The following is a 26065-nucleotide window of genomic DNA, read 5'->3' as shown; positions in this document are numbered from 1 at the left end:
CACGCCCCACGAAAGGGGGCCTCCCGTCGCCGGGAGGCCCCCTTTCTCGTACGTACGCGTCCGGTGTGCGGCTCCGCTGTACGGCTCCGGGCTCAGCCGGCCGTCGGAGCGGCGAGCCGCCAGCCGCGCGCCCGGTCCCGCTCGCGCCAGAAGTCCGCGTAGCGCCCCGGCTCGCCGATCAGTTCCGCGTGCGTGCCGCGCTGCACGATGCCGCCGCCGTCGAGCACCAGGATCTGGTCCGCGGCCATCACGGTCTGGAGCCGGTGGGCGATCACCAGGAGCGTCCGGTCGGCGGTCAGGGCCGTCAGGGCGTCCTGCACGGCCTGCTCGTTCTCGGGGTCGAGCGAGGCGGTGGCCTCGTCGAGGAGCACCACCGGCGCGTCCTTCAGGATGGCGCGGGCGATCGAGATGCGCTGGCGCTCGCCGCCGGAGAGGGCCGCGCCGCCCTCGCCGACCTGCGTGCCCCAGCCGTCCGGCAGCCGGTGCACGATCTCGTCGACGCGCGCCTGCCGCGCCGCGTCGCGCACCTCCGCGTCGGTCGCGTCGGGGCGGCCGACCCGGATGTTCTCCTCGATCGTCCCCTCGAAGAGGTAGACGTCCTGGAAGACCACGGAGATCCGGGACATCAGGTCCTCCGTCACCAGGTCCCGGACGTCGGTGCCGCCGACCCGGACGGTGCCCGCGTCCACGTCCCAGAACCGCGCGATCAGCCGGGTGACCGTGGTCTTGCCGGAGCCCGAGGGGCCGATCAGCGCCGTCATCGTCCGCTCCGGGACGGTGAAGGACACGTCGTCGAGGACCTTGCGGGACTCGTAGCCGAAGGTGACCCGGTCGAACTCGATGTCCGAGCGGCGCGGCGCCTCGGCCGGCCGGACCGGCTCCCGCAGCGGTTCGAGGGCGAGCAGCTCCTGCACCCGGCCCAGCGAGGCACGGGCCTGGCGCAGCGCCCCGCCGAGGTTGGCCGCCTCCGTCATCGGCTCCACGAACCGGGCCGCCAGCACCAGCAGCGCCATCAGCTCCGGCACGTCGAGCGAGCCGCCGAGCGCCAGGTACGTCCCGTACACGAGGACCGTGGTGAACGCGGCCTGGACCACGAGCGTGAAGGCCGCCTGGCCCGGCACGCCCGCCGTCATCACCTTGTGCGAGGCCTCCCGCTGGGCGGAGAGGGCGGCGTCGAGCGGCCGGCTGACCGCTCCGCCGGAGCGCCCGAAGGAACGCAGGACGGGCTGCATGTCGGCGTACTCGATGACCCGTCCCGCGGCCTCGGTCATCGTCGCGTGCCGCAGGTCGTCGGCCTTGACCGTCAGCCCGCTGCTCCAGCGGTAGACGAGGACGATCACGGGGACGGTGACGGTCGCGGCGAGGGCCATCCGCCAGTCGAACAGGTACATCAGGAGGACCACCACGGCCGGTGTCAGGAGGCCGTTGATCAGCGGCCTGACCAGATAGCCGGGGACGCGCATGATGGCCATGACGGTGCTGGTCGTGAGCGCGCTCAGCTCGCCGGTGCGGGCCGGTCCGAACCAGCCGAGCGGCAGGTTCGAGACGTGGTCGCCGATCCGGTGGTGCAGGTCGCGGGAGAGCGAGGCCCCGGCCTCGAAGCCCTTCTTGGCGCCGAGGAAGTACAGCACGGCCTGCACGGCGCAGACCGCGCCGAGGGCCCACACCCACGGCCAGGCCGCGTCCGGGTCGGCGCCGAGGAGCCGCCGCAGGACCGGGACGAGCAGCACGAAGGCGGTGGCCTGCACCACGGCTCCGGCGATCTGGAGGGCGAGGACGGTGCGGAGCAGCCGGCGTTCGTCGGCGCCGACGACGGAGAACAGCTGACGGATCATCGGACGACCTCCTGGGCGGCGGTGTTCAGCGGAGCGGTGGATCCGGCGCCGGACGTCCCCGCGCCCGGGGACCCCGTGTCCGTCGTCCCCGCGTTCTCGGAGCCCGGACGCCAGCCCTCGGCGCGCTGGTGGGCGGCCCACATGCGGGAGTAGGGGCCGCCGCGGGCCAGCAGTTCGGGGTGGGTGCCCTGCTCGACGACCGCCCCGTCCGCCATCACCACGATCCGGTCCACGTCCTTGACGGTCGCCAGCCGGTGCGCGATGACCAGGAGGGTCCTGCCCCGGGTCAGTTCGGAGAGCGCGTCCTGGACGGCGGCCTCCGACTCGGGGTCGGCGTAGGCGGTCGCCTCGTCGAGGACGATGACCGGGGTGTCGGCGAGCAGCGCGCGGGCGATGGAGAGGCGCTGGGCCTCGCCACCCGACAGGCGGGCGTCCTCGCCGACCACCGAGTCGTAGCCGCGGGGCAGTTCCATGATCCGGTCGTGGATCTGGGCGCGCCTGGCCGCCTCCACGAGCTCGGCGTCGGTCGCCTCCGGCCGTGCCACGGCGAGGTTCGCCCGGACCGAGTCGCGGAGCAGCTGCACCTTCTGGAAGACGAAGGACACGTGCCCGTACAGGTCGGCGGGGGAGATCTCGCGCAGGTCGGTGCCGCCGATCCGGACGGCGCCCGACTCCGGGTCCCAGAAGCGGGGGAGCAGCGCGGCCACGGTGCTCTTGCCGGCGCCCGAGGGGCCGACGACGGCGGTGGTGGTGCCGGGGGCGAGGGTGAGGCCGACGCCGCGCAGGACCTGGTGCTCGCCGTCGTACGAGAAGTCGACGTCCTCGAAGGTGACGGCTCCGGGGCCGGGCGTGCCGGGCACCGCGGGGAGCGGGAGTTCGGGGGCGGTGAGGACGGCCTGGACGCGGCCGGCGGCCGCCGTGGCGGCGCGGACCTCCTCCTCCGCGTAGCTGATGGTGAGGACGGGGGTGGTGATGCCGACGCCGAGCAGGGCGAAGGGCAGCACGTCGACGGCGGCCATCGAACCGTTCGTCACGAACAGCGCGCCGCCCGCCATGACGGTGAAGAGCATGAGCGTCGGGGAGAGCACGATCTCCGACAGCGCGCGGGGCCGCACCAGCGAGCCGACCCAGCCGCGGAAGAAGTCGGCGAAGCGGTCGGCGGCCTCGGTGAACCTGCGGTGGGCGCGCCGGGCCTGGCCGAAGGTCTTGACGACGGCGATGCCGTGGACGAACTCCACGGCCGCGCCGTTGATGGCGCCCATCGCCGCGTCGAGCGCGGGCAGGTTCTCCTTGAAGGCGTTTCCGGTGCGGCCGAAGAGCGCGAGGCCGAGCAGCAGCGGGACCATCGTGACCAGGGCGAGCCGCCACTCGACCGTGAAGAGGTAGACCAGCGTGGCGACCGGGACGATCACGGCGGCGGTCAGTTCGCGCAGGGAGTGGGCGACCAGGTGGTGCATCGCGTTGACGTCGTCCTGCACGGTCTTCTTCACGGACGCCGAGTTGCGGCCGGAGAACCAGCCGAGCGGCACCCGCCCCAGCCGCTCCACGAGCCGGCGCCGGATCGTGTACTGGAGGTCGTTCTCCGCGAAGTGGCTGACGGTGTTGGCGGCCAGCAGCAGGAGCATGCGGGCGAGCAGGGCTCCGGCGGCCACGGCCGCGATCGCCCAGGCCCGGTCCTCGTCGACCGGACCGGCGGCCAGCAGTTCCCGTCCCAGCTCCGCGACCGCGACGAAGGGGACGATGCCGAGCAGGGAGGCGAGCGCCTGGCAGACGCACGCCAGAATCAGCCGCCCCTTGACGGGCTGCAGTAACGAGCCGAGCGCGGCGGGTTCCGGATCCGCGGACATCGTCTTCCTCCGTTGACATAGATCTGCCATAGACCCAGATCGGGGTTCTTACCCAGTGGGTAATGGATAGCAGTACTATACGTTGTGGGGGTCGGCGCGGGTCAAGCCGGGAAACCGTCCCGGAGAGCGCGACGTCAGCTGTTCGTCAGCTGTTCCACGGGAGGTCGGTCATGACGGGGAGGTCCATTACAGTTCCTGGTATGACCGGAACAACCGCTCCCAGAACGCGCTCGGGAAAGGCGGCGGACCGGCCGCCGGTGACGGCGAGGAAGATCGTCGAAGCCGCTGTGCGACTCACCGCGTCCCACGGCCTGGACGCCTGGTCCACCCGGCAGCTCGCCGCCGAACTCGAGGTCTGGCCCCGGGTCATCTACCACCACGTCGGTGACCGGGAGGCCGTCGCCGACGCCGTCGCCGACCACGTCGTCGGCCAGATGCCGCTGCCCGACGCGGACCTTCCGTGGCGCGCCTGGTTCGAGGCCCTGCTCATCGGCGGCCGCCGCGTGCTCCTCGGCTATCCCGGCGTGGCCCGCCGACTGGTGCGCACCGGCCCCACCATGCCCTCCGCCCTGCAGCTGATGGACCGCGGCATCCTGGTGCTCCGGCGCGCCGGGTTCGGCGACGGCGCCACGGCGGCGTACCGCTACCTCACCAACAGCGCCTTCATGCTCGTCGCCGTCGAGGACGACCGCGCCGAGCACCTGCCCGACGCCCGCGCCCGGCTGGCCGGAATCCTCTCCTCGCACCGGGGCGACGCCGAGCACCCCGGCCTCGCCGTGGTCGGCGAGGCCGTCGTCGGCAAGGGCGCCGACGACCCGGAGGCCATCCGCGCCCTGGAGGCCGAGTTCTACGCGTACACCGTGGAACGGGCCCTCGACGGCATCGCCGTGATGCTGGCCGACGGCGCGGCGGCCGCCACCCCGCTGTAAGCCGTACGCGGGAAGGGAGCCGCGGCCTCAGTAGTAGAGCAGCGCGCGGTCCCAGTCCTCGTCCGGGCCGAACAGGCCCCGCGGCTTCAGCACGTCGGGGTCCGCCGTCAGCGCCGACAGCGGCACCAGCGTCCCGGGCGGGCCCGCCGTCACCTCGCACGGCACCCCGAGCGTGGCCCGGATCGCCGCCGTCAGCGCCTCCACCGCCGCCGGACCGCGCCCCTCGGCCGCCTCCAGCTCCACCCGCAGCAGGTCCCGCTCGGCCCTCGCCCGCCAGAAGACGACCTCGTCGCGCGCGGGCAGCCCGAAGACCAGCTCCTCCAGACGGTGCTGGTCCACCGTGCCCCCGCCCACCCGGTGGGCGAAACCGGAGCGCCCGTAGACCTGCACGACCGGCAGCCGCCATCCGCAGGCGCAGTCCGGCCAGGAGATCCGCACGTCGTCGTCCAGGTTGTACCGCAGCAGCGGCATCGCCTCCCGGTACAGGGGCGTGACGACGAGCCGGCCGCGGCCCTCCTCGGACAGCGTCCCGGTGGCCGGATCCAGCACCTCGAACAGGGCGCGGTCGGCCCACAGGTGCAGCTGCCCCTCCGGGCACTGCCCGGCCAGGGTGCCCGTCTCCGTCGAGCCGTACTCCTCCACCACCGGCACGTTCCAGATCTCGCTGATCCGGTCCCGGCGGGCCGGACTGAGCGGCTCGCCGCCGACGAACAGCGCCCGCAGCGCCGGGAAGTCCTTCTCAGGCGCCCGCCCCGCGGCCCGCGCGGCCGCCGCCCACAGCAGCGTCTCGGTCGGATTGGACCAGGTCAGGGTCACGTCCAGGTCGTGCAGGACGCGGATGATCCGCGCGGGAGGCGTGGCCGCCGAGCGGCTGTCGCCCGGCACGACCGTCGCCCCGCGCGACCGGGCCGCCGCGTGCGCCAGGTGCCCGGTGATCATCAGCGCGTAGGGGGTGCGGACCAGGAAGGTGTCCGAGGCCTCGATGCCCACCCACTTGCGGGCGTACCGCTCGGCCAGGTCGGCCCAGTCGTTCTCGGTGTAGTACGAGGCGGTCGGCCGGCCCGAGGTGCCGCTGGACTCGTGGTACGTGGCGAGCAGCGAACGGTCCACGGCCAGCAGGCCGTACGGGTAGGCGTCGCGCAGGTCGTCCTTGGTGGTCGGCTCCAGGAGGAAGAAGTCCTTCCGGGTCGTCGGCGCCGCCCCGCCCGCGTGCCGCGCCCGGTAGAACGGGGAGCGCCCGGCCCGCGCGAGCAGCGGCTCCAGCCGGCGGTGCTGCAGCGCCCGCAGTTCGTCGAGGCTCGTCCAGTCGCCCATCGCGGGCCGTCGTTCCACCACAGCTCTCGTCTCCTCCGGATCGCCCCGCGGCCCTCCGTGTGGACCGCGGCCACCGCGCGCCAGCACAGCAGCGGGGCCATCGGGACGGCCTGAGTACCCACCACTCAGCACGCCCGGCCCGGCGCCGCCCGTGGCCGCCCGCCGGAGCCCCGGGCACGCGGCCGCCGGGAGGAAACGCCGCCGCCCCGCGCCCCGCCCGGCCCCAACGTGAGTGACGCCTACTCACGAAGCGCCCCGAGCGCCCGTGTTGGGCTGATCAGCGGTCACGACACGAGAGCCGACGACACGCGCACTGCGGAGACGAAAGAGGCCGAGGGTGAAGCTCGAGAACATTCATCTGGCAGGTGTGGGGACCTACGTCCCCGAACTGGTTCCCACCCGGCGGGCGGTCGAAGCCGGCTGGTACGACGCCGCCGAGTGCGAGGCGTCCGGAATCGAGTCCATCGCGGTGGAGGACACCGTCTCCGCCCCCGACATGGCGATCCGGGCGGCGAAGACCGCCCTCGCCCGCTCCGGACACACGCCCGACGACTTCGCCGCGCTGCTGCACAGCAACACCTACCACCAGGGCCCCGACGGCTGGTCGTCCCCCCACTACGTCCTGCTCAACACGCTCGACCGGCCCGTCCCCGCCCTCGAACTGCGCCAGGGCTGCCTCGGCATGCTGGCCTCCCTGGAGGCGGCCGCGCACCGGCTGACGGCCTGCCCCGAGAAGGACGCCGTCCTCCTCACCACCGGAGACAACTTCTCCACCCCGATGGTGAACCGCTGGACCGCCTCCAAGCTGTTCCTCTTCGCCGACGCCGGCGCCTCGCTCGTCGTCTCGCGCCGCCCCGGCTTCGCCCGGGTCCTCGCCGTCGGCTCGCTCTCCGACCCGCGCATGGAGGCCCTCCACCGCGGCGGCGAGAAGCTGCTCCCGCCGAGCATCACGGAGGGCATCCCGCTCGACTTCGACTCCCGCATCCAGTACTGGCGCAAGCAGTGGGCGAACGGCGTGAAGCCGCCCGTCGGCCACTTCGGCGACCAGGTCGCGGACGTCGCCGAGCGCACCCTCAAGGAGGCCGGCCTGACGATGGACCAGGTCAAGCGGGTCTGCCACGTCGGCTTCCACCTCGACCCGCTCCAGGCCATGTTCCTGGAGCCCCTCGGCATCACGCCCGAGCGCGGCATCTGGGACATCGTCCGCCGCATCGGCCACACCGGCGTCAGCGACTTCGTCATCGGCCTGGAGCGGCTCTGGCTCTCCGGCGAGGTCGTCCCCGGCGACCACGTCCTCCTCGTCGGCGCCGCCACCGGCATGGAGGCCGGGTGCGCCGTCCTGGAGATCACCGCGGCCCCCGCCCCCGAGCACACGACCGCCCAGGAGCACACGACCGGCCCGGAGCACACGCCCGCCGCCTGACGGTCCCGCCCCGCGCCCCTCCGGGCCCCGACCACCTCCCGAGCCGACGCCCGGCGACCGACCCCCACGTACACAGCACCGAGGAGACATCATGCTGGAAGGCTGCACTCCCTGGCCCGCGGACCGGGCGGAGCGCTACCGCCGCGAAGGACTCTGGCGCGGCGAGAGCCTCGTACGGCTCCTGTCCGACGCGGCCCGCGTCCACGGTCCGAAGACCGCTCTGGTGGGCGGCGGCCGACGGATCAGCTACGCGGGCCTGGAGGACCGGGCGCGCCGCATCGCGGCCGGTTTCCGGCAGCACGGCATCGAGCAGGGCGACCGGGTGGTCGTCCAGCTGCCCAACTGCCCCGAGTTCGTCGAGGTCTGCTTCGCGCTCTTCCTGGTCGGGGCGAAGCCCGTGTTCGCCCTCCCCGCCCACCGCCACAGCGAGATCCGCCACCTCTGCGAGCTGTCGGGCGCGACCGGATACGTCTTCCCCGGTCTGCTCCGCGGCTTCGACCACCCGGCGCTCGCCCGCCGCGTCCACGACGAGGTCCCCACCCTGCGCACGCTCTTCGTCCACGGCGAGGACAGCAAGGACGCCGAGGGCGCCACGCCCGTCGTGCCGCTCTCCGAGGTCGACGCCGACCCCGACGAGGGCCCCGCCTTCCCCGTACCGGACCCCTCCGACGCGGCGTTCTTCCTGCTCTCGGGCGGCACCACCGCCCTGCCCAAGCTGATCCCGCGCACCCACGACGACTACACGTACCAGGTACGGGCCGCCGCCGAGGCCTCCGGGCTCGGCGACCGCGACGTCTACCTGGCCACGCTCCCCGTCGAGTTCAACTTCACCTGGGGCTGCCCCGGTGTCGTGGGCACCCTCCGGGTCGGCGGCACCGTCGTCTTCGCCGACGACCCGACGCCCGAGCACTGCTTCCCCGTCATCGCGCGGGAGAAGGTCACCGTCACCTCCGTCGTCCCGAGCGTGCTCCAGCTGTGGCTGGAGGGCGCCGAGTGGCTCGACGACGACCTGACCAGCCTGCGCGTCCTCCAGGTCGGCAGCGCCAAGCTCTACCCGGAGATCGCCGAGCGCGTCGAGCCGGTCCTCGGCTGCCGCCTCCAGCAGGTCTTCGGCATGGCGGAGGGCCTGCTCACCTTCACCCGGGACGGCGACCCCGCCGAGACCGTCCTCACCACCCAGGGCCGGGCCATCTCGCCGGCCGACGAGATCCGCATCGTCGACGAGAACGACGAGGACCTCCCGGCCGGCGGCGTCGGCGAACTCCTCGCCCGCGGGCCGTACACCCTCCAGGGCTACTACCGGGCCCCCGAGCACAACGCGAAGGCCTTCACCGCCGACGGCTTCTACCGCAGCGGCGACCTCGCCCGGCTCACCGAGAACGGCGACCTCGTCATCGAGGGCCGCATCAAGGACGTCGTCATCCGGGGCGGCGACAAGGTCTCCGCGGCCGAGGTCGAGGGCCACCTCCTCGCCCACCCGGCCGTCGCGGTCGCCGCGGTCGTGCCGGTGCCGGACCAGTTCCTCGGGGAGCGGACCTGCGCCTACCTCGTCACCGAGGAGGGGGCCGAGCAGCCGACGCTGCCCGACCTGAAGAAGGCGCTCCTGGAGCGCGGGCTCGCCGAGTTCAAGCTGCCCGACCGGGTCGTCTACATCGAGGAGATGCCGCTCACCGGGCTCGGCAAGATCGACAAGAAGGCGCTGGGCGCCCTCGCCCGCGGCGAGTCCCTGCCCGAGACCGGCGCCTTCATCCCGACGCGCGCCGACGCCTGACCCGGCCGGGCCCCGCCGCCGGCCGGCCGGTCCGCGTGCCGGCACCGGTCGACCGGCCCGCGTGCCGCCGCCGCCCGTACCCCCCTCCCCGCATCCGCAGAGACGAGGACTCCGACTCCCATGGACAGCACTGAAGTGAGCGCAGAGCACGCGGCCGAGACCACCCGGCAGGAGGTGCGCGAGGCCGTCTCCGCCCTCATCGGCCTGGACCCGTCCGAACTGGCCGACGACGCCAACCTCGTCCACCTCGGCCTCGCGTCCCTCGACGTGATGCGGATCAGCAGCCGGTGGCGCCGGGCCGGGACGCCCGTCGACTTCGACACGCTCGTCGCCGGACCCACCGTCGGCGGCTGGGCCCTGCACCTGGAGCAGGTCCGCGCCCGCACCGCCGCCGCGGCGCCGGACGGCGGTGCCGCGTGACCGCCCCGGAGCCGGACGCCGCCGGGGCCCCCGCCCCGATGCTGCTGCGCGGGGCGTACGTCTACCCCGCCGACGCCACCGACCGGGTCCTGCCCGACGGCTCGCTGCTCGTCGTCGACGGCCGGATCGCCGCCGTCGGCACGACGGCCGAGGTCGACGCCGCCGTCGCCGCCCTCGACCCGGCCGCGCGGGCCGCCCTGCGCACGATCGACGGCCGCCGGATGCTCGCCATGCCCGGCTTCGTCAACGCCCACTGGCACGAACTCTTCGCCACCCGCCTGCCGTTCAACGGCGCCTTCCGCCCGGCGTCGGACCGGGAGGACAAGCCCGGGTTCCTCGCCAGGGGCGGCGACATGCACCGTACGTCCGCGGTCTTCGACGCGTTCCACGATATGATCGACGGCCTCACCCCCGACGAGGCCGAGGCGATCGCACGCTTCTCCCTCTGGACCCAGCTGCGCGCCGGCTCCACCACCCTCGGCGACGTCGGCTCCGTCAACCGCCCCGAGGCCCTGGCGGCCGCCGCCGTCGGCCTCGGCATGCGGTGCTCGATCAGCACCTGGGCGGCGGACGCCGTCTGCGCGCCCGGCGAGAGCCGCTTCCGCCGCACCCGCGACACCGACGCGCTCCTCGCCGGCGTCGAGGCGCTGATCAAGCGCTGCGAGGCGGACACCACCGGGCTCCTCAAGGCCCGCCCCACCGCCGTCTACGGCACCAACATGACCGACGAGCTCGGCCGGGGCCTCGCCGAACTCGTCGCCCGGCACGACACCGGCTTCGCCTCCCACATCGGCGCCCAGCGCAACGAGTCCGCCGTCGTCGAGCAGTACTACGGCGCCACGCCCGTACGGCGCTTCGCCGACCTCGGCCTCCTCGACGAGCGGCTGATGTCGGTCCACACCGCCTTCGTCGACGCCGAGGAGCGCGAGCTGCTCCTCGCCGGCCGCGTCCACCTCAGCCACTCGCCGGCCAAGTACGGCGGGGCGGGCGAGTCCGCCATGACCGAGACCCGGCTCATCCCGGAGCTGCGCCGCGCCGGACTCGACGTCTCCCTCTCCACCGACGGCCAGCCGCTCGTCTTCGCGGGCATGACCGAGCAGATGCGCGCGGCCTGGCAGGGGCACAACGAGCTGTACGCCGACTCCACGGTCGTCGTCCCCACCGACGCCCTCGCCATGGCGACCCGCCTCGCCGCCCGCGGCCTGCGCTGGGACGACCGGATCGGCAGCCTGGAGCCCGGCAAGGAGGCGGACTTCGTGCTCGTCCGCATGGACGACTGGCGGTACGTCCACACCCCCCGGCCGCTGGAGACCTTCCTGGCCACGGCCGGCTCCGGCGACATCGACACCGTCGTCGTCGGCGGCCGGGTGCTCATCGAGGGCGGCCGCAGCGTCACCGTCGACGAGGACGAACTCCTCGCCGCGTACGAGGAGGCGCTCCGCTCCTTCTCGGTGCGCTGCCTCGGCGTGGAGCGCGAGGCCGTCGACCGGCTGTACGCCCGCTCCGCCCGCCGCCGCTCCGGCGCGCCCGCACCGAGCGGGGCCCCGGCGAACGCCTCCGCACCGAGCGGGGCCGCGTCCGGCGCGGCCGCGGCCCGACCCGTACCGCACCGGACCCAGGAGGAGAAGTGACCACAGCACCCGCGCGGTCCTCCGTCGCGCCCGCCCGTGCCGGAGGCGCCCACGGCGAGGTCGCCCTCGTCACCGGCGCGGCCGGCGGCATCGGGGCCGAGATCGCCCGCGCCCTGTACGCCCGGGGCGTCTCGGTCGGCCTGGTCGACCGGGACCGGGCGGCGCTCGACGCCCTCGCCACCGAGCTGAAGGGCGGCGCCGACGGCGGCCCCGGGGCCGCCGCCCGCCTGCTCGTGCTCCCCGCCGACGTCTCCAGCGCCGCCGACGTGGCGGACGTCGTGGAGACGGCCGAGCGCGAACTCGGCCCCGTCGACCGGCTGGTGAACGCCGCCGGCATTCTGCGCCCCGGATCCGTGCACGACCTGGCCGACGCGGACTGGCACGACACCCTCGCGGTGAACGCCACCGGCGTCTTCCTGGTCTCCCGCGCCGTCTCGGCCCGCATGAAGGAGCGCCGCAGGGGCGCCATCGTGACGGTCGCCTCCAACTGCGCCCGCACCGCCCGCACCGACATGGCCGCCTACGCCGCGTCCAAGGCCGCCGCCCAGGCCTTCACCAAGTGCCTCGGCCTGGAACTCGCCGGCCACGGCATCCGCTGCAACGTCGTCGCGCCCGGCTCCACGGACACCCCGATGCTGACCTCCCTCTGGTCCGGTGACGGCGCGGAGGCCGCCTCGATCGAGGGCGTCGCGAAGGCATTCCGCGTCGGCATCCCCACCGGCCGTCTGGCCCGCCCCTCCGACGTGGCGCAGGCGGTGCTCTTCCTGCTGTCCGACGCCGCCGCCCACATCACCCTGCAGGACCTGACCGTTGACGGCGGAGCCACCCTCGGCGTCTGACCCGCCCGGGGCGCGTCGTCGCCCTGTCGACCAGAAGGGCCACACCATGGCAGAGAACTCCCTTCCCGAGATTCCCCCCTATCCCATGCCGACGGCCGGTGAGCTGCCGCGCAACACCGCCTCCTGGACGGTCGACCCGGCCCGCGCCGTGCTCCTGATCCACGACATGCAGCGGTACTTCCTCCGGCCCTTCCCCCGGGGCGCGTCCCCGCGCGAGGAGCTGCTCGCCCACGCGGTCGCGCTGCGCGAGGCGGCCGTCGTCGCGGGCGTGCCCGTCGTCTACACCGCCCAGCCGGGCGGCATGACGCCCGAGCAGCGCGGCCTGCTCGTCGACTTCTGGGGCCCCGGCATGAGCGCGGATCCCGCCCACCGCCAGATCGTCGACGAACTGGCCCCCGGGGCGGGCGACACGGTCCTCACCAAGTGGCGGCCCAGCGCCTACTTCGACACCGAGCTGCTCGACCTGCTCCGCGAGGCGGGGCGGGACCAGCTCGTTGTCTGCGGGGTGTACGCGCACGTGGGCATCCTGCAGACGGCCTGCGAGGGCTTCGCCCACGGCGTCCGCACCTTCCTGGCGGGCGACGCGGTGGCCGACTTCGGCACCGCGGAGCACCGCATGGCCCTGGAGTACGCGGCCGCCCGGTGCGCCATGGTGCTGCCCACGAAGGAACTGTGCGACGCGTTCGCGGCCGGTGCGGGTGCCGGCCTCGCGGCGGCGACGGCGGGCGGCGTGTCCGCGGGGGCGGGTGAGCGCGCATGAGCAGGACCACGATCCCGGACCCGTCGACCCCGGACGCGGCGGCCCCGGGCCCGGCGACCCCCGACCCGTACGCCCTCCTCGACCGGATCGCGGGCGGCGCGAGCACCGCGCCGTTCGCCCTGCTGTTCCGGCCCGAGTCGGCGGACCCGGAGGCGCCGCCCCGGGTGGACCTCCTGACCGGCCCGGTCGAACGGTTCACGGACCTCGCCGACCTGCCCGTACGGGAGCACACCGGAGCGGACGAGGCGAGCACGGGCGGGCGGCACGAGCTGCTGGTCCTCGTCCCGTACCGCCAGATCGCCGAGCAGGGCTTCGCGCACGTCGACGACAAGACCCCGCTGCTCGCCATGACCGTCGAGGAGCAGGCCGCGCTGCCGCTCGACGCGGTCGTGTCCCGGCTCCCCGACGGGGCGGCGTACCCGATCCGGGTGCGGGACGGGCGCTTCGACCGGGACGACGAGGAGTACGCGGCGACCGTGCGGCGCATCCTCGACGAGGAGATCGGCGCGGGCGCCGGAGCCAACTTCGTCCTCAAGCGGACGTTCACCGCCGAGCTGGAGGGCTGGTCCGTCCCGGCCGCCCTGGCCCTCTACGCCCGGCTCCTGAACGGCGCCCCGGGACAGTACTGGACCTTCCTCGTCCACCTCGGCGACCGCACGCTCGTCGGGGCCAGCCCCGAGCGGCACATCACCCTCGACCGGGGCACCGCCGTCATGAACCCGATCAGCGGCACGTACCGCTACCCGCCGGAGGGACCCACGGCCGAGGGCGTCCTCGCGTTCCTCTCCGACGACAAGGAGACCAACGAGCTCTACATGGTCCTCGACGAGGAACTGAAGATGATGAGCCGGGTCTGCGACGAGGGCGGGCAGGTGCTCGGCCCCCGGCTGCGCGAGATGGCGCACCTCGCCCACACCGAGTACTACATCGAGGGCCGCACCACCCGTGACGTCCGCGAGGTGCTCAAGGAGACCCTCCTCGCGCCGACCGTCACCGGCAGCCCGGTGGAGAGCGCCTGCCGGGTCATCGCCCGCTTCGAGCCCGAGGGCCGCGGCTACTACTCCGGGGTCGCCGCGCTCATCGGCCGCGACGCCCGGGGCGGCCGGACCATGGACTCCGCCATCCTGATCCGTACGGCCGACGTCGACGCCACCGGCACGCTGCGGCTCGGCGTGGGGTCGACGCTCGTCCGCGACTCCGACCCGGCGGCCGAGTCCGTCGAGACCCGGGCCAAGGCGGCCGGACTGCTCGCCGCGCTCTACGACGGGGAGGAGCGGCCCGCGGCCGCCCCGGCTCCCGTCACCGGCCGCGCTTCCGCGGCCCGGCCGGAGGTCGCCGAACGACCCGCCGTCGCCGAACTGCCGGGCGTCGCCGAACTGCCGGGCGTCGCCGAGGCGCTGGCCGCGCGCAACGCGCCCCTCGCGCCCTTCTGGCAGGCCCCGCCGACGGCCCGCTCGCAGGCCCGCCCCGGCCTGGAAGGGCGCCGGGTGCTGATCATCGACGCCGAGGACACCTTCACGGCGATGGGGGCGACGCTGCTGCGCTCGCTCGGCTGCACCGTGGACGTCCGGCGCTTCGACGAGATGTTCCTCCTGGAGGGCGCCGACCTCGTCATCGTCGGCCCGGGCCCCGGTGACCCGCGCGAGGTGGAGCACCCCAAGATCGGCTACCTGTACGAGGCCACCGGCGAACTCCTCGAACGCGGCACGCCGTTCCTCTCGGTCTGCCTCGGGCACCAGGTGCTCAGCGGCCTCCTCGGGCTGCCCCTGGTCCGCAAGAAGGTCCCCCACCAGGGCGCGCAGCACGAGATCGACCTCTTCGGCCGCCGCGAACTCGTCTACTTCTACAACTCCTTCGCGGCGGTCAGCGAGACGGACGCCTTCCCCGGTGTCGCCGTGCGGCCGGGCACGGTCCGGGTCGCGCGCGACGCCGCGACCGGCGAGGTGCACGCCCTGCGCGGACCGGGCTTCGCCTCCGTGCAGTTCCATCCCGCGTCCGTGATGACCCGGGACGGCCGCGGGATCGTCGGTGACCTGCTGGTCTCGCTGCTGAGCGAGCCCGCGGGCACGGGGGTACGGGCAGGCACCGGGGCACGGGCGGGTGCCGGTGTTGTCGGTCCTCCGCCGCCGCCCGTCCCGTGGCGTACCGCACCCGCACCCGCGACCGCAGAAGCGTGAGGCTGAGGACGACATGAGCGAGTTCGATCAGACGTCCGTCCCCCGGACGGACCTTCCGGCCGCCCAGCAGCCGGACTGGCCCGACCCGGCCGCGCTGCGCTGGGTGCGCGGCCGGCTCGCCGGGCTGCCCCCGCTGGTCGCCCCCGAGGACGTGGACCGGCTGCACGCGCGGCTGGCCGAGGTCGCCCGCGGCGAGGCGTTCCTGCTCCAGGGCGGCGACTGCGCCGAGGTGTTCGACCGGGTGACGCCGCAGGCCGTGCACGCCACCGCCGAGACGCTCCTGAGGATGGCGTCCGGTCTCGAACGCGCCACCGGCACGCGGGTGGTGACGGTCGGCCGGATGGCCGGCCAGTACGCCAAGCCCCGCTCCCGCCCCACCGAGACCCGCGGCGACGTCACCCTCCCGGTCTACCGGGGCGACGCGGTCAACGGCGTGGGCTTCACCGAGGCCGAGCGCGTGCCCGACCCGCACCGGATGCTCCGCGCGTACACCGCCGCCCGCGCCACGCTCCAGCACCTCGACACCTATCTGCGGTCCGTGGCGCCCGACGCCCGACGGGACCTGTTCGTCTCCCACGAGGGCCTGCTCCTCGACTACGAGCGGCCGCTCACCCGTCTCGACGTACGGTCCCCGGGGCGCCGTTACGCGGCCTCCGGCCACCTCCTGTGGGTGGGGGAGCGGACCCGTGACCTCGGGGGCGCGCACGTCGACCACCTGGCGGGCGTCGCCAACCCGGTGGCGGTGAAGATCGGGCCGACGGCCGAACCGGCCGATCTCCTCGCCCTCGCCCGGCGGCTCGACCCCGGCCGCGTCCCGGGGCGGCTCACCTTCGTCGTCCGGGTCGGCGCGCGGGCCGTGCGGCGGGTGCTGCCCCGGCTGATCGAGGCGCTGACGGAGTCGGGCTCGCCCGCCGTCTGGGTCTGCGACCCGATGCACGGCAACACCTACACCGCGCAGTCGGGACACAAGACCCGGCACTTCGACGACGTCCACGACGAGATCGCCGGCTTCTTCGAGGTGCACCGGGCGCTCGGGACCCACCCGGGCGGGGTGCACCTGGAGATGACGGGGGCCGCCGTGACCGAGTGCGTCGGCGGCGGTTCGGGTTCCGCGCGCGGCGGCGCGGTGGCCCCGGCCGACCTGGGCCGGTGCTACGAGTCCGCCTGCGACCCCCGGCTCAACCGCGACCAGTCCCTGGAGATGGGCCGGATGATCGCGGGCCTGCTCGCCCCGGTCGGGGCGCCCCGGGTCGTACCGCCCGGGGTCGTACCGGTGCCGGCCTGAGGCGCGCGGGCGAAGGGGAGGGCGGAGGTGAGCGGTCATGGGTGAACGGCCGTCGTCGGCACTGGGCTGGCGGGCGGTGTTCTGCATGGGAGCCGGGGTGTACCCGGACGTGTATCCGGGCGAGGAACCCGCCCGCCCGGAGGCCTCGGACGGGGCGGCGGCTCCCGACGACGGGGGAGAGGGGACGACGGGCGCACCCGGGCCCTCAGTAGACAACGGCTAGTGCCGCTGTCTATTCTGACATGGCCACCCTCCCCGTGCGGAGGGGGGTTCGTCGCCGCTTCCTCCGGCTCCTGGTGTGGCCCCGGATGTGCGGCCGGGGCCACACCGCCCCCCTGTCACCACCACGCCCTCACCCTCGACTCACCCAAGGGAAGTGCCCACCGTGCTCACCAGGATCGCCGAACTCGCACTGCGCAGGACCCGGTTACTTCTCGTGCTCGCCGCCGCCGTCGTCGCCCTGATGGGCGCGCTGGGCGTCGGCGCCTTCGGCAAGCTGCTCAGCGGCGGCTTCGACGACCCCGACGCGCCCTCGGCGCGCGCCCAGAGCGTCATCGACGAGAAGTTCGGCGGCGAGACCGACCTCGTCCTGCTCGTCCGCGCCGTGGACGGAAGTCCGCTCGACTCGCCGGCCGTCGAGGAGCGGGGCCGTACCCTCACCGAGGCGCTCAAGAAGGACGCGACGGTCGGCAACGTCATCTCCTACTGGGACACCGGAGCCGACGCCCTCGCCTCCCGCGACGGCAAGAAGGCCCTCGTCCTCGCCCATGTGAACGGCGACGAGAACGAACGCGCCGACCTCGCCAAGGCCGTGATCGAGGAGCACGGCGGCGTCAGGAACGGCGTCGAGGTCCAGGCCGGCGGCCTCTCCGCGATCATGAACGACGTGACCACGCAGGTCGGCAAGGACCTCGCGATCGCCGAGGCCATCGCCGTACCCATCACCCTCGTCCTGCTCGTCCTCGCCTTCGGCAGCGTCGTCGCCGCGCTCCTCCCGCTCGTCATCGGGATGTTCGCCGTCATGGGCACCTTCGCCGAGCTCTTCGTCATCGGCAGCGCCACCGAGGTCTCCGTCTTCGCCATCAACCTCACCACCGCCCTCGGCCTCGGCCTCGGCATCGACTACGCGCTCCTGCTCGTCAGCCGCTTCCGCGAGCAACTGGCCGCGGGCGCCGAGGTCGACGACGCCCTGCGCCGCACCGTCCAGACCGCAGGCCGCACCATCGTCTTCTCGGCGGCCACCGTCATCGCCGCGCTCGCCGCCCTCCTCATCTTCCCGCCGTTCTTCCTGCGCTCCTTCGCGTACGCGGGCATCGGCGTCGTCCTCATCTCCGCCCTCAGCGCCCTCTTCGTCATCCCGCCGATGCTCGCCGCCCTCGGCCCCCGTGTGAACAAGGGCCGCCTGCCGTGGGCCGCGCGCGTCCAGCGCACCGACACGCCGTTCTGGGGCAAGCTCGCCGCCCTCGTGATGCGCAGGCCCGCGCTGACCGCGCTCCCGGTCCTCGCCCTCATGCTGCTGGCCGCGAGCCCCCTCCTCTCCGTCACCTTCGGCACCCCGGACGAGCGCGTCCTGCCCGAGAGCGCCGGCAGCCGCCAGGTCGCCACCCAGCTCCAGGAGGACTTCCCCGGCGACGAGAACAACGCCGTCCAGATCGTCGCCCTCAACGGCGCCACCGGCACCGCCTTCCAGGAGTACGCGAAGGAGGTGTCCCGCCTCGACGGCGTCGAGCAGGTCGCCACCAGCACCGGCTCGTACCGCGACGGCACCGCCGGCCGGCCCGGCCCCGCCGCCGCGGCCCTCGGCCGCGACGACGCCCAGCGGCTCGTCGTCACCATCAGCCATCCCACCAAGTCGGAGGAGGCCCAGAGCCTCGCCGAGGAGATCCGCGCGGTCGCCCCGCCGGCGGGCACCGACGTCCTCGTCGGCGGCCAGGACGCCCGCCTGGTCGACTCCAAGCACTCCATCGGCGTCCGGCTTCCCATCGCCGCCGGACTGATCGTCGTCACCACCTTCGTCCTGCTCTTCCTCTTCACCGGCAGCGTCGTCCAGCCGCTGCGCGCGCTCGTCCTCAACGCCGTCAGCCTCACCGCCTCCGTCGGCGTCATGGTCTGGATCTTCGAGGACGGCCACCTCTCCTCCTGGCTCGGCTTCACCCCGCAGCCGCTCGACACCTCCATGACCGTGCTGTTCTTCTGCGTGGCCTTCGGACTGTCGATGGACTACGAGGTGTTCGTGACCAGCCGGATGAAGGAGCTCCACGACGCGGGACACGACCGCGAGAGCGTCGTCACCCAGGGACTCGCCAGGACCGGCCGGATCGTCACCGTCGCCGCCGGTCTGCTCTCGGTCAGCTTCTTCGCCTTCGGCACGAGCTCCATCAGCTTCCTGATGATGTTCGGCATCGGCAGCGGTCTCGCCGTGGTGATCGACGCGCTCCTGGTCCGCGGCGTGCTGGTGCCCGCCGCGATGCGGGTCCTCGGCGGCGCCGCCTGGTACGCCCCGCGCGGCCTGCGCAAGCTGCACGACCGGGTCGGCCTCAGCGAGGGCGACCCCGCGGCGGACGAGGCCGAGCGCCAGCAGCCGGTCCCGGCCGCCTGAACCGCCGTCGGCCTGAACCGCCGCCGCCGCGACGCACGAGGCCTCCCCGGGCTCCGCCCCCGCCGCCCGGGGAGGCCTCGTGCGTCAGCGACCGGCGACCGGCGACCGGCGACCGGCGGCCCGCGCGCCCGGCGACCGGCCCGCGCGACCGCGTACGGCTCGCGCCGCAGCGACGGCCGGAGAAACGTGACATTGTACGATGCCCCTCCGCGACGTCCCGGAGGACACACGATGGGTGACCTGAAGCAGTACGGCCTCGTCCGGGCGCAGGAGCGGCTCCGCGACCAGGTCGGCCACGCGCTCCGCGCGGCGCTCATCGCCGGCGCACTGCGCCCCGGCCAGGTCTATTCGGCCCCCGGTCTCGCCGCCGACCTCGGCGTCTCCGCCACCCCGGTCCGCGAGGCCATGCTCGACCTGGCCCGCGAGGGCCTCGTGGAGCCCGTGCGGAACAAGGGTTTCCGCATCACCGAGGTCAGCGAGCGGGACCTCGACCAGTTCACCGAACTCCGCACCCTCATCGAGGTCCCCACCATCGGCCGGGTGACCCGGACCGCCCGCCCCGAGCAGCTGGAGGAACTCCGCCCGGTCGCCCAGGAGATCGTCGACAGCGCCCGCGCCCACGACCTCATCGGCTACCTGGAGGCGGACCGCCGCTTCCACCTCGCGCTGCTCGCCCTCAGTGGCAACGACCGGCTCGTCGAGACCGTGGGGGATCTCCGCAAGCGCTCCCGGCTCTACGGCCTCACCGCCCTCTCCGAGGCCGGAAAGCTCGTCAGCTCCGCCGAGGAACACCTGGAACTCCTCGACCTGATGCTCGCGGGCGACGCGGCCGGAGCGGAGGCGTGCATGCGCCGCCACCTCGGCCACGTGCGCTCCCTCTGGGCGGCCGACGCCTGAGACCTCGCGGGCGCCGGGGCCCGTCACTCCGGGCCCTCGCCCGGGTCCGGCCGCTCCGGCCGTCACCCCGGGCGCCTCACCTCCCCGGGCCCGTCGCGAAGTCCAGCGGCGGCGCGACGGCCCGGGCGTCGGCGTGCTCCGCCACCCACAGCCCGATGAACAGCGCGGCCGTCGCCTCCAGCAGCCCGGCGCGCCCGAGGCCGCCTCCCGCCACCGGCTCGCAGCCCACGTCCCGTACCAGCGTGTACACCCGCGCGAGCGCCGCCTCGTCGTCCCCGCAGACCGGCACCGCGAGCGGCCGGCCGTCGAAGACCGGCGGGGTCATCCGCCACACGTTCTCGTGGCAGAGGTGGAACGCCTTGACGACCCGGGCCCCCGGCGCCGCCGCGGCGAGCCGGAGCGCCGCCGAGGGACCGCCCTCCGTGAGCAGCCGCTGGAACCGGCCGGAGGGCGGCATGTTCGTCTGGGCGACCCTCCCCGAGGGGTTCGACGCGACCGCGCTCCTGGCGACGGCGGTCGGCCACGAGGTGGCGTACGTCCCGGGACGCCGTTCTTCAGCGGGAACCCCGACCCGGGCGCCCTGCGCCTGTCGTTCACCACGCACCCGGCCGACGAGATCGCGGAGGGCCTGCGCCGGCTGGCCAAGACCTTCGTCTGAGGCCCCGTTGCCGTACCGTGCCGTCGTTCGGGTCATGACTTCGTGTCGTTGTTGGGCCGAACGGGTGAGGAGCGGGAGGATGGACCCATGAGTAGGTACGAGAGGTACGACGTCACCGACGAGCAGTGGGAGGGCCTGGCCCAGGTCGTCCCCCTGCGCGGCCGTGACGAATGGCCGTCCAGGGTCGACCACCGCACGATCCCCGAGCAGTACGAGTCCGCCGAGCAGCGCCGCATGGTCGTGCTGCGGGTCCAGGTGTTCGCCGACGCCCGCGAGGTCGCCGAGTACCTCATCGCCCAGGTCCCGGTCCTCCTCGACCTGACCAGCGCCGACACCGAGGTCGCCAAGCGCATCCTCGACTTCAGCAGCGGCGTCGTCTTCGGCCTCGGCAGCGGCATGCACCGGGTTGACCGGAACGTCTTCCTGCTGGCCCCCGCGGGCACCGAGGTCGAGGGCGCCGTCGAGGACTCGGAGTCGGTCGGGGGCGCCACCGCGGCCGGTGTCCCCCGATCGTAGGAAGGCCGTCTCGCCGTAACGGTTCGTCAGGTGGACGGATGCGTACGGTCCCGGCATGGACCTCACCGGCGGCGCCACGCTCGCCCGCACGCCCGACGACCCCACGCCCGCGCCGCCGCGCGCCGCTTCCTCCGGCCCGGCCGGCCCCGCAGCCGGAACCCGTACCGCCGCCGGACCCCGTGCCGCCGTCGGGTCCCCCACTGCCGCCGGACCCCGTGCCTCCGTCCCCGAGGCACGGCGTCCGAGCGGAGCTCCGGGACGCGGCGCGGACCCCCAGGACGGCCGGGCGGCCCCCGCGCGGGTCCCCGCCCCGGCCCGTTCGTCTCGGGGCGAGTCAGTTCGGGGCGGGTCGGTTCGGGGTGACGCGGCCCGGGCGCCGGGGGGCGACCTGGCCGCGACCGACCCGGGCGCGGGCGGCGACGCCGACGGGAACGCCGCCCGCCCCGCCGTAACCGAACTGCGCCTGTCCGCCTTCGGCGGGCGTCGGGCGGACGTCCACGCGCTCGGCCCCGTCACCCTCTTCGCCGGGCCCAGCGGCAGCGGCAAGAGCACCACCCTCCGGGCGTACGAGGCACTGGCCCGGCTCGGCGCGGGCGAGCCCCTCGGCGAGGTCTTCCCCCACCCCGGCGACCACGTCCCCGACCGGGCCCGGCCTGACGCCCAGGGACGGCGCGGCTTCCGCATCGGATGCACCGTCGAAGGACCCGCGGGCCCCGTCCACCTCGACCTCGCCGTCCAGGTCGAGCCGCGGCTCCGCATCGTCGGCGAACGCCTCAGCCGCCACGGCCGCCCCCTGCTCACCACCGCCCTGCGCGACCCGGGCCGCAGCACCGTCCAGGCCGCCTGGTACACGGCGGGCGCCACCCCCGTCACCCGGGCCCCGCTCCCCGACGACCTCCTCGGCACGGCGCTGCTCCCGCTGCGCGTCGCGGGCAAGACGCCCGGCCAGCTGGAGGTCCTGGCCGCGGCCGAACAGCTCGTCATCGGACTGCGGTCCGTCTTCGCCTGCGAGCCGCGCCCCGACCGCATGCGGGCACCCGTGCCGCCGGGGGACGGCAGGCTGCGCCGAGGCTGCGGGAACCTCGCGGAGGTCCTCCACCGCACGAGCACCGCCTGCGCGCGGCGCCACCAGCGGTTCGCGGCGACGGCGGGCGCGGGCTGCGCCGGGCCCGTCACGGGTCTCGCCGTGCGCGAGCTGCCGGACGGCACGGTCCGCGCCGTGCTCGAACGCGGCGGCGCCCGCCCCGCGACCCCGCTCGGCCGCCTCGGCGACGGCGAACTCCGCTACCTGGCCCTCGCGGTGACCCTCCTCACCGGGCCCGGGGTGCTGGCCATGGACCGGATCGCGGAGGTGCCGGACGCCATGCAGCTCCTGACCCTGCTCGCGGACGACCTGGACCGCGGGCTCGACGGGCGCCAACGGCGCGAACTGCTCGCCCTGACCTCGTCGGTGGCCGCGGACGGCCACATCCGGGTCGTCGGCGCGGTGGGCGAGGAGGCGGCGCGGGAGGCGCGCTCCCTGCCGGGGGTCACGGTGGTAGACCTGGAGCCATGACGGAGAACGAGACGACGCACGACGGCCCGGACCGGGCCTCGGACCGGGCCCCGGGTCAGGCCTCGGACCAGGTCCCGGACCGGGCCCCCGACCTGGCCGAACTCCAGGGCAGGCTGGTCGCCTTCGCGGCCGCGCGCGACTGGGGTCCCTACCACACGCCCAAGAACCTGGTGGCGGCGCTCAGCGTGGAGGCGGCCGAACTGCTCGCGATCTTCCAGTGGTTGACGCCCGAGGAGGCGGAGCGGGTCATGGAGGACCCGGAGCGGGCGCCCCGGGTCGCGGACGAGGTCGCCGACGTCCTCGCCTACCTGCTCCAGTTCTGCGCCGTGCTCGACGTCGACCCGCTGACCGCGCTCGCCGCGAAGATCGACCGGAACGAGGTCCGATTTCCGGTGCGGAGGCGCGGCGGAGCGGACACCTGAGCCCTCACGACGGCGGGGTCGTCACTCTTCGGAGTGATCGACTTTTCCCCCTCAGGCCTCCTGTCCACAGATTTCCGAATTCCTCTGGTGCCGGGGCTCAGGCGGCCTCACTCTGGGTAATGACTCAGTGGGTGGTAAGTCGTGGGAACGGGGGCGGTGTTGATGGAGGCGGAGCGACTCGTCGCGGTCGGCCGGCACGCGCTGGCGGCGAGCGGAACGGCGCAGGACATCGTGGCGGAGGCCTGGCAGGCACAGGCGCTCGCCCAGGCAATGGGAAGTCATCTCGCGCTCTGCGGTCCGCTGGAGCTGCGCGGCGAGGCGCGGGGCCTGAGCGAGATCGGGGAGTACCCCGCGTGGGGCGCGGGCGGCCCGAGGGCCGCGCAGCTCACCGAGGTCCTCGACCCGGAGGCGGCGCTCACGGCGCTCGCCGAGCTGCTCGGGGAGGTGGGCATCGCGCTCGTCGGCGTGGCCTGCGCCACCGACGAGGAGGGGCTGTACTGGCAGTGCATCGAGGCCATCGACGCCGCCGACGAGTCGAGCGACCGGGTGCGCGGCATGCTGCGGCGCCTCGCGGTGCGGGACCGGGACCGGGCGCGGCCTCCCGACCACGCCCGGGGCCGCGCGGGCCCCGGGCGGGACCCGTCGTGAACGGCGGGCGGCGATCGGCCGGGGGCGCGGGGGTTTCCGGTGGATCAGAAGACGTCGCTGCCGCCGCCCCGGCGCTGCTCGGCGTCGTCCTGCTGCGGCTCGTCGTGGCGGGGACGGGGGCTCTCGTGCCGCGGGTCGTCGTGACGGGGGCTCTCGTCTCGCGGGCCGTCCTGCTGCGGGCCTTCGTGGCGCGGGCCGTCGTGCGTCGCGGGCTCGTCGCGGTCGGCCGAGGACTGGAGGTCGGCGTCCAGCTGGGAGAGGTCGGCCGAGAGCGCCGCCATCAGCTCCTCCATCTGCTGGAGCAGGCCCTTCGGCGCGCCGGAGCCCTGCTGCTCGGGCACGGCCTGCGGCACCTGTTGCTCGGGGACGGCCCGCTCCGGCGCGGCTTCCTGGGACATGGCGGCCTCCTCGGCCCCGGACCCGGCCGGTGTGACGACGGGGCCGGAAGAGAGAGCGGCGCACCGGCAGCGGCCGCCGGCACGCGGGCCGGGCGGTCCGGCTCCGCCCGAGCCAACGACGGCCCGGCGCCCCGGTCACTGGCCGGGGCGGTACGGAGCCCGCCAGGGGGACGGATATCACCCGACAGGGCCGGACGGCCCGACGGGCTGACGGAGAGGTTGACACGCACCCGACGGTGCAGGATGGAGGCATGGATCTTCGCATCTTCACGGAACCCCAGCAGGGGGCGAGCTACGACACCCTGCTCTCGGTGGCGCGCGCCACCGAGGAGCTCGGCTTCGACGCCTTCTTCCGCTCCGACCACTACGTCAGCATGGGCTCGGCCGACGGGCTGCCCGGACCCACCGACGCCTGGATCACCCTCGCCGGTCTCGCGCGCGAGACGAAGCGGATCCGCCTCGGCACCCTGATGACCGCGGCCACCTTCCGGCTCCCCGGCGTCCTGGCCATCCAGGTCGCCCAGGTGGACCAGATGTCCGGCGGCCGGGTGGAACTGGGCCTCGGCGCGGGCTGGTTCGAGGAGGAGCACACGGCCTACGGCATTCCGTTCCCCAAGGAGCGGTTCGCCCGGCTGGAGGAGCAGCTGGCGATCGTCACCGGGCTGTGGGAGACGGAGGCCGGCAAGACCTTCTCCTACGAGGGCACCCACTACCGGCTCACCGACTCGCCCGCCCTGCCCAAGCCGGCCCAGGACCGGGTCCCCGTCCTGATCGGCGGGCACGGCGCGAGCCGCACGCCGCGGCTGGCCGCGCGGTACGCGGACGAGTTCAACATCCCGTTCGCCTCCGTCGAGGACACCGAGGCGCAGTTCGGCCGGGTCCGGGCGGCGGCCGAGGCCGCGGGCCGGCGGGCGGACGACCTCGTGTACTCCAACGCGCTGGTCGTCTGCGTCGGGAAGGACGACGCCGAGGTGGCCCGCCGGGCCGCCGCCATCGGCCGGGACGTGGACGAGCTGAAGGCGAACGGCCTGGCCGGTTCGCCGGACGAGGTCGTCGAGAAGATCGGCCGGTACGCGGCCGTCGGCTCCTCCCGGATCTACCTCCAGGTCCTCGACCTGCACGACCTGGACCACCTGGAGCTGATCGCCGGCCGCGTCCAGTCGCAGCTGGGGTGAACCGATGACGCCGGACCGCACGCTCGCCGATGCCCTCGCCGCGGAGGTCCTCGTCCTCGACGGCGGGCTCTCCAACCAACTGGAGGCCCAGGGCTGCGACCTGTCGGACGCGCTCTGGTCCGCCCGGCTCCTCGCCGAGGCGCCCGAGCAGATCGAGGCCGCGCACACGGCGTACGTACGGGCCGGGGCCCGGGTGCTGATCACCGGCAGCTACCAGGCCACCTTCGAGGGCTTCGCCCGCCGGGGCACCGGCAGGGCGGAGACGGAGCGGCTCCTCGGCCGCAGCGTGGGACTCGCCCGCGCGGCGGCCGAGGGGGCGGCCGAGGAGGTGTGGGTCGCGGCCTCCGTCGGGCCGTACGGCGCGATGCTCGCGGACGGCGCCGAGTACCGGGGCCGGTACGGGCTCTCGGTGCGGCAGCTCGAACGGTTCCACCGGCCCCGGATCGAGGCGCTGGCCGCGGCGGAGCCGGACGTCCTCGCCCTGGAGACCGTGCCCGACGCCGACGAGGCCGAGGCGCTGCTGAGGGCCGCCGAGGGGTGCGGGGTGCCCGTCTGGCTCTCGTACACCGTCGAGGGCGGCCGGACCCGCGCCGGGCAGGAGCTGGCGGAGGCCTTCGCGGTCGCCGCCGGGAACGATCAGGTCGTCGCCGTCGGGGTGAACTGCTGCGACCCGGCGGGCGTGGGCGACGCCGTGGCGTCGGCCGTCGCCGTCACCGGCAAGCCCGGCGTCGTCTACCCCAACAGCGGGGAGAGCTGGGACGCCGGCGCGCGGAGCTGGCGCGGGGACGTCGCCTTCGACCCCGCCCTCGCGACCGGCTGGGCCGCGGCGGGCGCCCGCCTCGTCGGCGGCTGCTGCCGCGTCGGGCCGCCCACCGTCGGCGCGCTCGCCACGGTCCTGAGGGGCCGTCCACCGCACGAGGGCGACTGAGGGGCGGAGTACCGGGGGGACCCGGAAAATGCCTGGTC

22 protein-coding genes are annotated in these 26065 nt (G+C 74.6%); 17 read left to right on the top strand and 5 right to left on the bottom strand.

Going from position 1 to position 26065, the window contains the following annotated elements; all coding sequences use genetic code 11:
* Nucleotides 1-92 precede the first annotated feature (92 nt).
* Both ACWDVG_RS19955 and ACWDVG_RS19950 read right to left on the bottom strand, forming a co-directional pair.
* On the bottom strand, nucleotides 93-1835 hold the full coding sequence (locus ACWDVG_RS19955; RefSeq protein WP_451700601.1) for an ABC transporter ATP-binding protein: 1743 nt from the start codon (nucleotides 1833-1835) through the stop codon (nucleotides 93-95).
* Entirely contained in the window at nucleotides 1832-3682 is a 1851-nt protein-coding gene (locus tag ACWDVG_RS19950; RefSeq protein ID WP_451700600.1) for an ABC transporter ATP-binding protein, read from the bottom strand. Before ACWDVG_RS19950 ends, ACWDVG_RS19955 begins: the two co-directional genes overlap by 4 nt.
* Before the next feature lie 200 nt (nucleotides 3683-3882).
* On the opposite strand from ACWDVG_RS19950, the gene ACWDVG_RS19945 reads away from it, so the two are divergent.
* Nucleotides 3883-4611: a TetR/AcrR family transcriptional regulator gene (locus ACWDVG_RS19945; RefSeq protein WP_451700599.1), complete on the top strand. Its 729-nt coding sequence runs from the start codon at nucleotides 3883-3885 to the stop codon at nucleotides 4609-4611.
* 27 nt (nucleotides 4612-4638) lie between these two features.
* Here the strand turns inward: ACWDVG_RS19945 and ACWDVG_RS19940 are convergent, their stop codons facing one another.
* Nucleotides 4639-5943: a phenylacetate--CoA ligase family protein gene (locus ACWDVG_RS19940; RefSeq protein WP_451700598.1), complete on the bottom strand. Its 1305-nt coding sequence runs from the start codon at nucleotides 5941-5943 to the stop codon at nucleotides 4639-4641.
* A gap of 319 nt (nucleotides 5944-6262) precedes the next feature.
* On the opposite strand from ACWDVG_RS19940, the gene ACWDVG_RS19935 reads away from it, so the two are divergent.
* From ACWDVG_RS19935 to ACWDVG_RS19890, 10 genes are all read left to right on the top strand, one after another.
* Nucleotides 6263-7348 (top strand): ketoacyl-ACP synthase III family protein, encoded by a 1086-nt coding sequence (locus ACWDVG_RS19935; RefSeq protein ID WP_451700597.1) that lies wholly within the window; start codon nucleotides 6263-6265, stop codon nucleotides 7346-7348.
* Nucleotides 7349-7439: 91 nt separating this feature from the next.
* The gene (locus ACWDVG_RS19930; protein WP_451700596.1) at nucleotides 7440-9119 is read left to right on the top strand and encodes a (2,3-dihydroxybenzoyl)adenylate synthase; all 1680 of its coding nucleotides are present in this window, start codon (nucleotides 7440-7442) and stop codon (nucleotides 9117-9119) included.
* Between the two features lie 120 nt (nucleotides 9120-9239).
* Nucleotides 9240-9539 carry a phosphopantetheine-binding protein gene (locus tag ACWDVG_RS19925; RefSeq protein WP_451700595.1) on the top strand — a complete coding sequence of 100 codons (300 nt, stop codon included), beginning with the start codon at nucleotides 9240-9242 and terminating at the stop codon, nucleotides 9537-9539.
* The gene (locus tag ACWDVG_RS19920; protein ID WP_451700594.1) at nucleotides 9536-11170 is read left to right on the top strand and encodes an amidohydrolase family protein; all 1635 of its coding nucleotides are present in this window, start codon (nucleotides 9536-9538) and stop codon (nucleotides 11168-11170) included. The genes ACWDVG_RS19925 and ACWDVG_RS19920 overlap by 4 nt, the downstream gene beginning before the upstream one ends.
* The gene (locus ACWDVG_RS19915; RefSeq protein WP_451700593.1) at nucleotides 11167-12009 is read left to right on the top strand and encodes a 2,3-dihydro-2,3-dihydroxybenzoate dehydrogenase; all 843 of its coding nucleotides are present in this window, start codon (nucleotides 11167-11169) and stop codon (nucleotides 12007-12009) included. The genes ACWDVG_RS19920 and ACWDVG_RS19915 overlap by 4 nt, the downstream gene beginning before the upstream one ends.
* A gap of 46 nt (nucleotides 12010-12055) precedes the next feature.
* Nucleotides 12056-12769, top strand: coding sequence for an isochorismatase family protein (locus ACWDVG_RS19910; protein ID WP_451700592.1), 714 nt, complete (start codon nucleotides 12056-12058; stop codon nucleotides 12767-12769).
* Nucleotides 12766-14946: an anthranilate synthase family protein gene (locus tag ACWDVG_RS19905; RefSeq protein WP_451700591.1), complete on the top strand. Its 2181-nt coding sequence runs from the start codon at nucleotides 12766-12768 to the stop codon at nucleotides 14944-14946. The genes ACWDVG_RS19910 and ACWDVG_RS19905 overlap by 4 nt, the downstream gene beginning before the upstream one ends.
* A gap of 13 nt (nucleotides 14947-14959) precedes the next feature.
* Nucleotides 14960-16231: a 3-deoxy-7-phosphoheptulonate synthase class II gene (locus tag ACWDVG_RS19900; RefSeq protein WP_451700590.1), complete on the top strand. Its 1272-nt coding sequence runs from the start codon at nucleotides 14960-14962 to the stop codon at nucleotides 16229-16231.
* Between the two features lie 385 nt (nucleotides 16232-16616).
* Nucleotides 16617-18830, top strand: a complete 2214-nt coding sequence (locus ACWDVG_RS19895) for an MMPL family transporter (RefSeq protein ID WP_451700610.1) — start codon at nucleotides 16617-16619, stop codon at nucleotides 18828-18830.
* Between the two features lie 231 nt (nucleotides 18831-19061).
* On the top strand, nucleotides 19062-19727 hold the full coding sequence (locus ACWDVG_RS19890; RefSeq protein WP_451700589.1) for a GntR family transcriptional regulator: 666 nt from the start codon (nucleotides 19062-19064) through the stop codon (nucleotides 19725-19727).
* Between the two features lie 76 nt (nucleotides 19728-19803).
* Here ACWDVG_RS19890 and ACWDVG_RS19885 read toward each other — a convergent pair whose 3' ends face one another.
* Nucleotides 19804-20421 carry an NADP oxidoreductase gene (locus ACWDVG_RS19885; protein WP_451700588.1) on the bottom strand — a complete coding sequence of 206 codons (618 nt, stop codon included), beginning with the start codon at nucleotides 20419-20421 and terminating at the stop codon, nucleotides 19804-19806.
* A 51-nt stretch (nucleotides 20422-20472) separates the two neighbouring features.
* Here ACWDVG_RS19885 and ACWDVG_RS19880 point away from each other — a divergent pair, with 51 nt between their 5' ends.
* The 4 genes from ACWDVG_RS19880 to ACWDVG_RS19865 all read left to right on the top strand — a co-directional run bounded on the left by ACWDVG_RS19880 (nucleotide 20473) and on the right by ACWDVG_RS19865 (nucleotide 23526).
* A complete protein-coding gene (locus ACWDVG_RS19880; RefSeq protein WP_451700586.1) occupies nucleotides 20473-20901 on the top strand; it encodes a cell division protein SepF in 429 nt (142 codons plus the stop codon).
* A gap of 55 nt (nucleotides 20902-20956) precedes the next feature.
* Nucleotides 20957-22456, top strand: coding sequence for an ATP-binding protein (locus ACWDVG_RS19875; protein WP_451700585.1), 1500 nt, complete (start codon nucleotides 20957-20959; stop codon nucleotides 22454-22456).
* Nucleotides 22453-22878 carry a nucleotide pyrophosphohydrolase gene (locus ACWDVG_RS19870; RefSeq protein ID WP_451700584.1) on the top strand — a complete coding sequence of 142 codons (426 nt, stop codon included), beginning with the start codon at nucleotides 22453-22455 and terminating at the stop codon, nucleotides 22876-22878. The genes ACWDVG_RS19875 and ACWDVG_RS19870 overlap by 4 nt, the downstream gene beginning before the upstream one ends.
* Nucleotides 22879-23040: 162 nt before the next feature.
* Nucleotides 23041-23526: a DUF6099 family protein gene (locus ACWDVG_RS19865; protein WP_451700583.1), complete on the top strand. Its 486-nt coding sequence runs from the start codon at nucleotides 23041-23043 to the stop codon at nucleotides 23524-23526.
* 44 nt (nucleotides 23527-23570) lie between these two features.
* Here the strand turns inward: ACWDVG_RS19865 and ACWDVG_RS19860 are convergent, their stop codons facing one another.
* Nucleotides 23571-23924: a hypothetical protein gene (locus tag ACWDVG_RS19860; protein ID WP_451700582.1), complete on the bottom strand. Its 354-nt coding sequence runs from the start codon at nucleotides 23922-23924 to the stop codon at nucleotides 23571-23573.
* Between the two features lie 251 nt (nucleotides 23925-24175).
* On the opposite strand from ACWDVG_RS19860, the gene ACWDVG_RS19855 reads away from it, so the two are divergent.
* Complete coding sequence (locus tag ACWDVG_RS19855; RefSeq protein ID WP_451700581.1) at nucleotides 24176-25099, top strand: LLM class F420-dependent oxidoreductase; 924 nt, start codon at nucleotides 24176-24178, stop codon at nucleotides 25097-25099.
* A gap of 4 nt (nucleotides 25100-25103) precedes the next feature.
* On the top strand, nucleotides 25104-26027 hold the full coding sequence (gene mmuM / locus ACWDVG_RS19850) for a homocysteine S-methyltransferase (protein WP_451700580.1): 924 nt from the start codon (nucleotides 25104-25106) through the stop codon (nucleotides 26025-26027).
* The last annotated feature ends 38 nt before the right edge of the window (nucleotides 26028-26065 follow it).

The organism is Streptomyces sp. NPDC003327, from assembly GCF_053589515.1.
The sequence above is the reverse complement of the archived record's forward strand: the minus strand, read 5'-3'. Positions and strand labels throughout refer to the sequence as shown.

Excerpts from the sequence above, each read along its gene's own strand:
- ACWDVG_RS19955 (WP_451700601.1), bottom strand. The coding sequence starts at position 1,835 with ATGATCCGTCAGCTGTTCTCCGTCGTCGGCGCCGACGAACGCCGGCTG.
- ACWDVG_RS19950 (WP_451700600.1), bottom strand. The coding sequence starts at position 3,682 with ATGTCCGCGGATCCGGAACCCGCCGCGCTCGGCTCGTTACTGCAGCCC.
- ACWDVG_RS19945 (WP_451700599.1), top strand. The coding sequence starts at position 3,883 with ATGACCGGAACAACCGCTCCCAGAACGCGCTCGGGAAAGGCGGCGGAC.
- ACWDVG_RS19930 (WP_451700596.1), top strand. The coding sequence starts at position 7,440 with ATGCTGGAAGGCTGCACTCCCTGGCCCGCGGACCGGGCGGAGCGCTAC.
- ACWDVG_RS19925 (WP_451700595.1), top strand. The coding sequence starts at position 9,240 with ATGGACAGCACTGAAGTGAGCGCAGAGCACGCGGCCGAGACCACCCGG.
- ACWDVG_RS19910 (WP_451700592.1), top strand. The coding sequence starts at position 12,056 with ATGGCAGAGAACTCCCTTCCCGAGATTCCCCCCTATCCCATGCCGACG.
- ACWDVG_RS19905 (WP_451700591.1), top strand. The coding sequence starts at position 12,766 with ATGAGCAGGACCACGATCCCGGACCCGTCGACCCCGGACGCGGCGGCC.
- ACWDVG_RS19900 (WP_451700590.1), top strand. The coding sequence starts at position 14,960 with ATGAGCGAGTTCGATCAGACGTCCGTCCCCCGGACGGACCTTCCGGCC.
- ACWDVG_RS19890 (WP_451700589.1), top strand. The coding sequence starts at position 19,062 with ATGGGTGACCTGAAGCAGTACGGCCTCGTCCGGGCGCAGGAGCGGCTC.
- ACWDVG_RS19885 (WP_451700588.1), bottom strand. The coding sequence starts at position 20,421 with ATGACCCGAACGACGGCACGGTACGGCAACGGGGCCTCAGACGAAGGT.
- ACWDVG_RS19880 (WP_451700586.1), top strand. The coding sequence starts at position 20,473 with ATGAGTAGGTACGAGAGGTACGACGTCACCGACGAGCAGTGGGAGGGC.
- ACWDVG_RS19875 (WP_451700585.1), top strand. The coding sequence starts at position 20,957 with ATGGACCTCACCGGCGGCGCCACGCTCGCCCGCACGCCCGACGACCCC.
- ACWDVG_RS19870 (WP_451700584.1), top strand. The coding sequence starts at position 22,453 with ATGACGGAGAACGAGACGACGCACGACGGCCCGGACCGGGCCTCGGAC.
- ACWDVG_RS19865 (WP_451700583.1), top strand. The coding sequence starts at position 23,041 with ATGGAGGCGGAGCGACTCGTCGCGGTCGGCCGGCACGCGCTGGCGGCG.
- ACWDVG_RS19860 (WP_451700582.1), bottom strand. The coding sequence starts at position 23,924 with ATGTCCCAGGAAGCCGCGCCGGAGCGGGCCGTCCCCGAGCAACAGGTG.
- ACWDVG_RS19855 (WP_451700581.1), top strand. The coding sequence starts at position 24,176 with ATGGATCTTCGCATCTTCACGGAACCCCAGCAGGGGGCGAGCTACGAC.
- mmuM (WP_451700580.1), top strand. The coding sequence starts at position 25,104 with ATGACGCCGGACCGCACGCTCGCCGATGCCCTCGCCGCGGAGGTCCTC.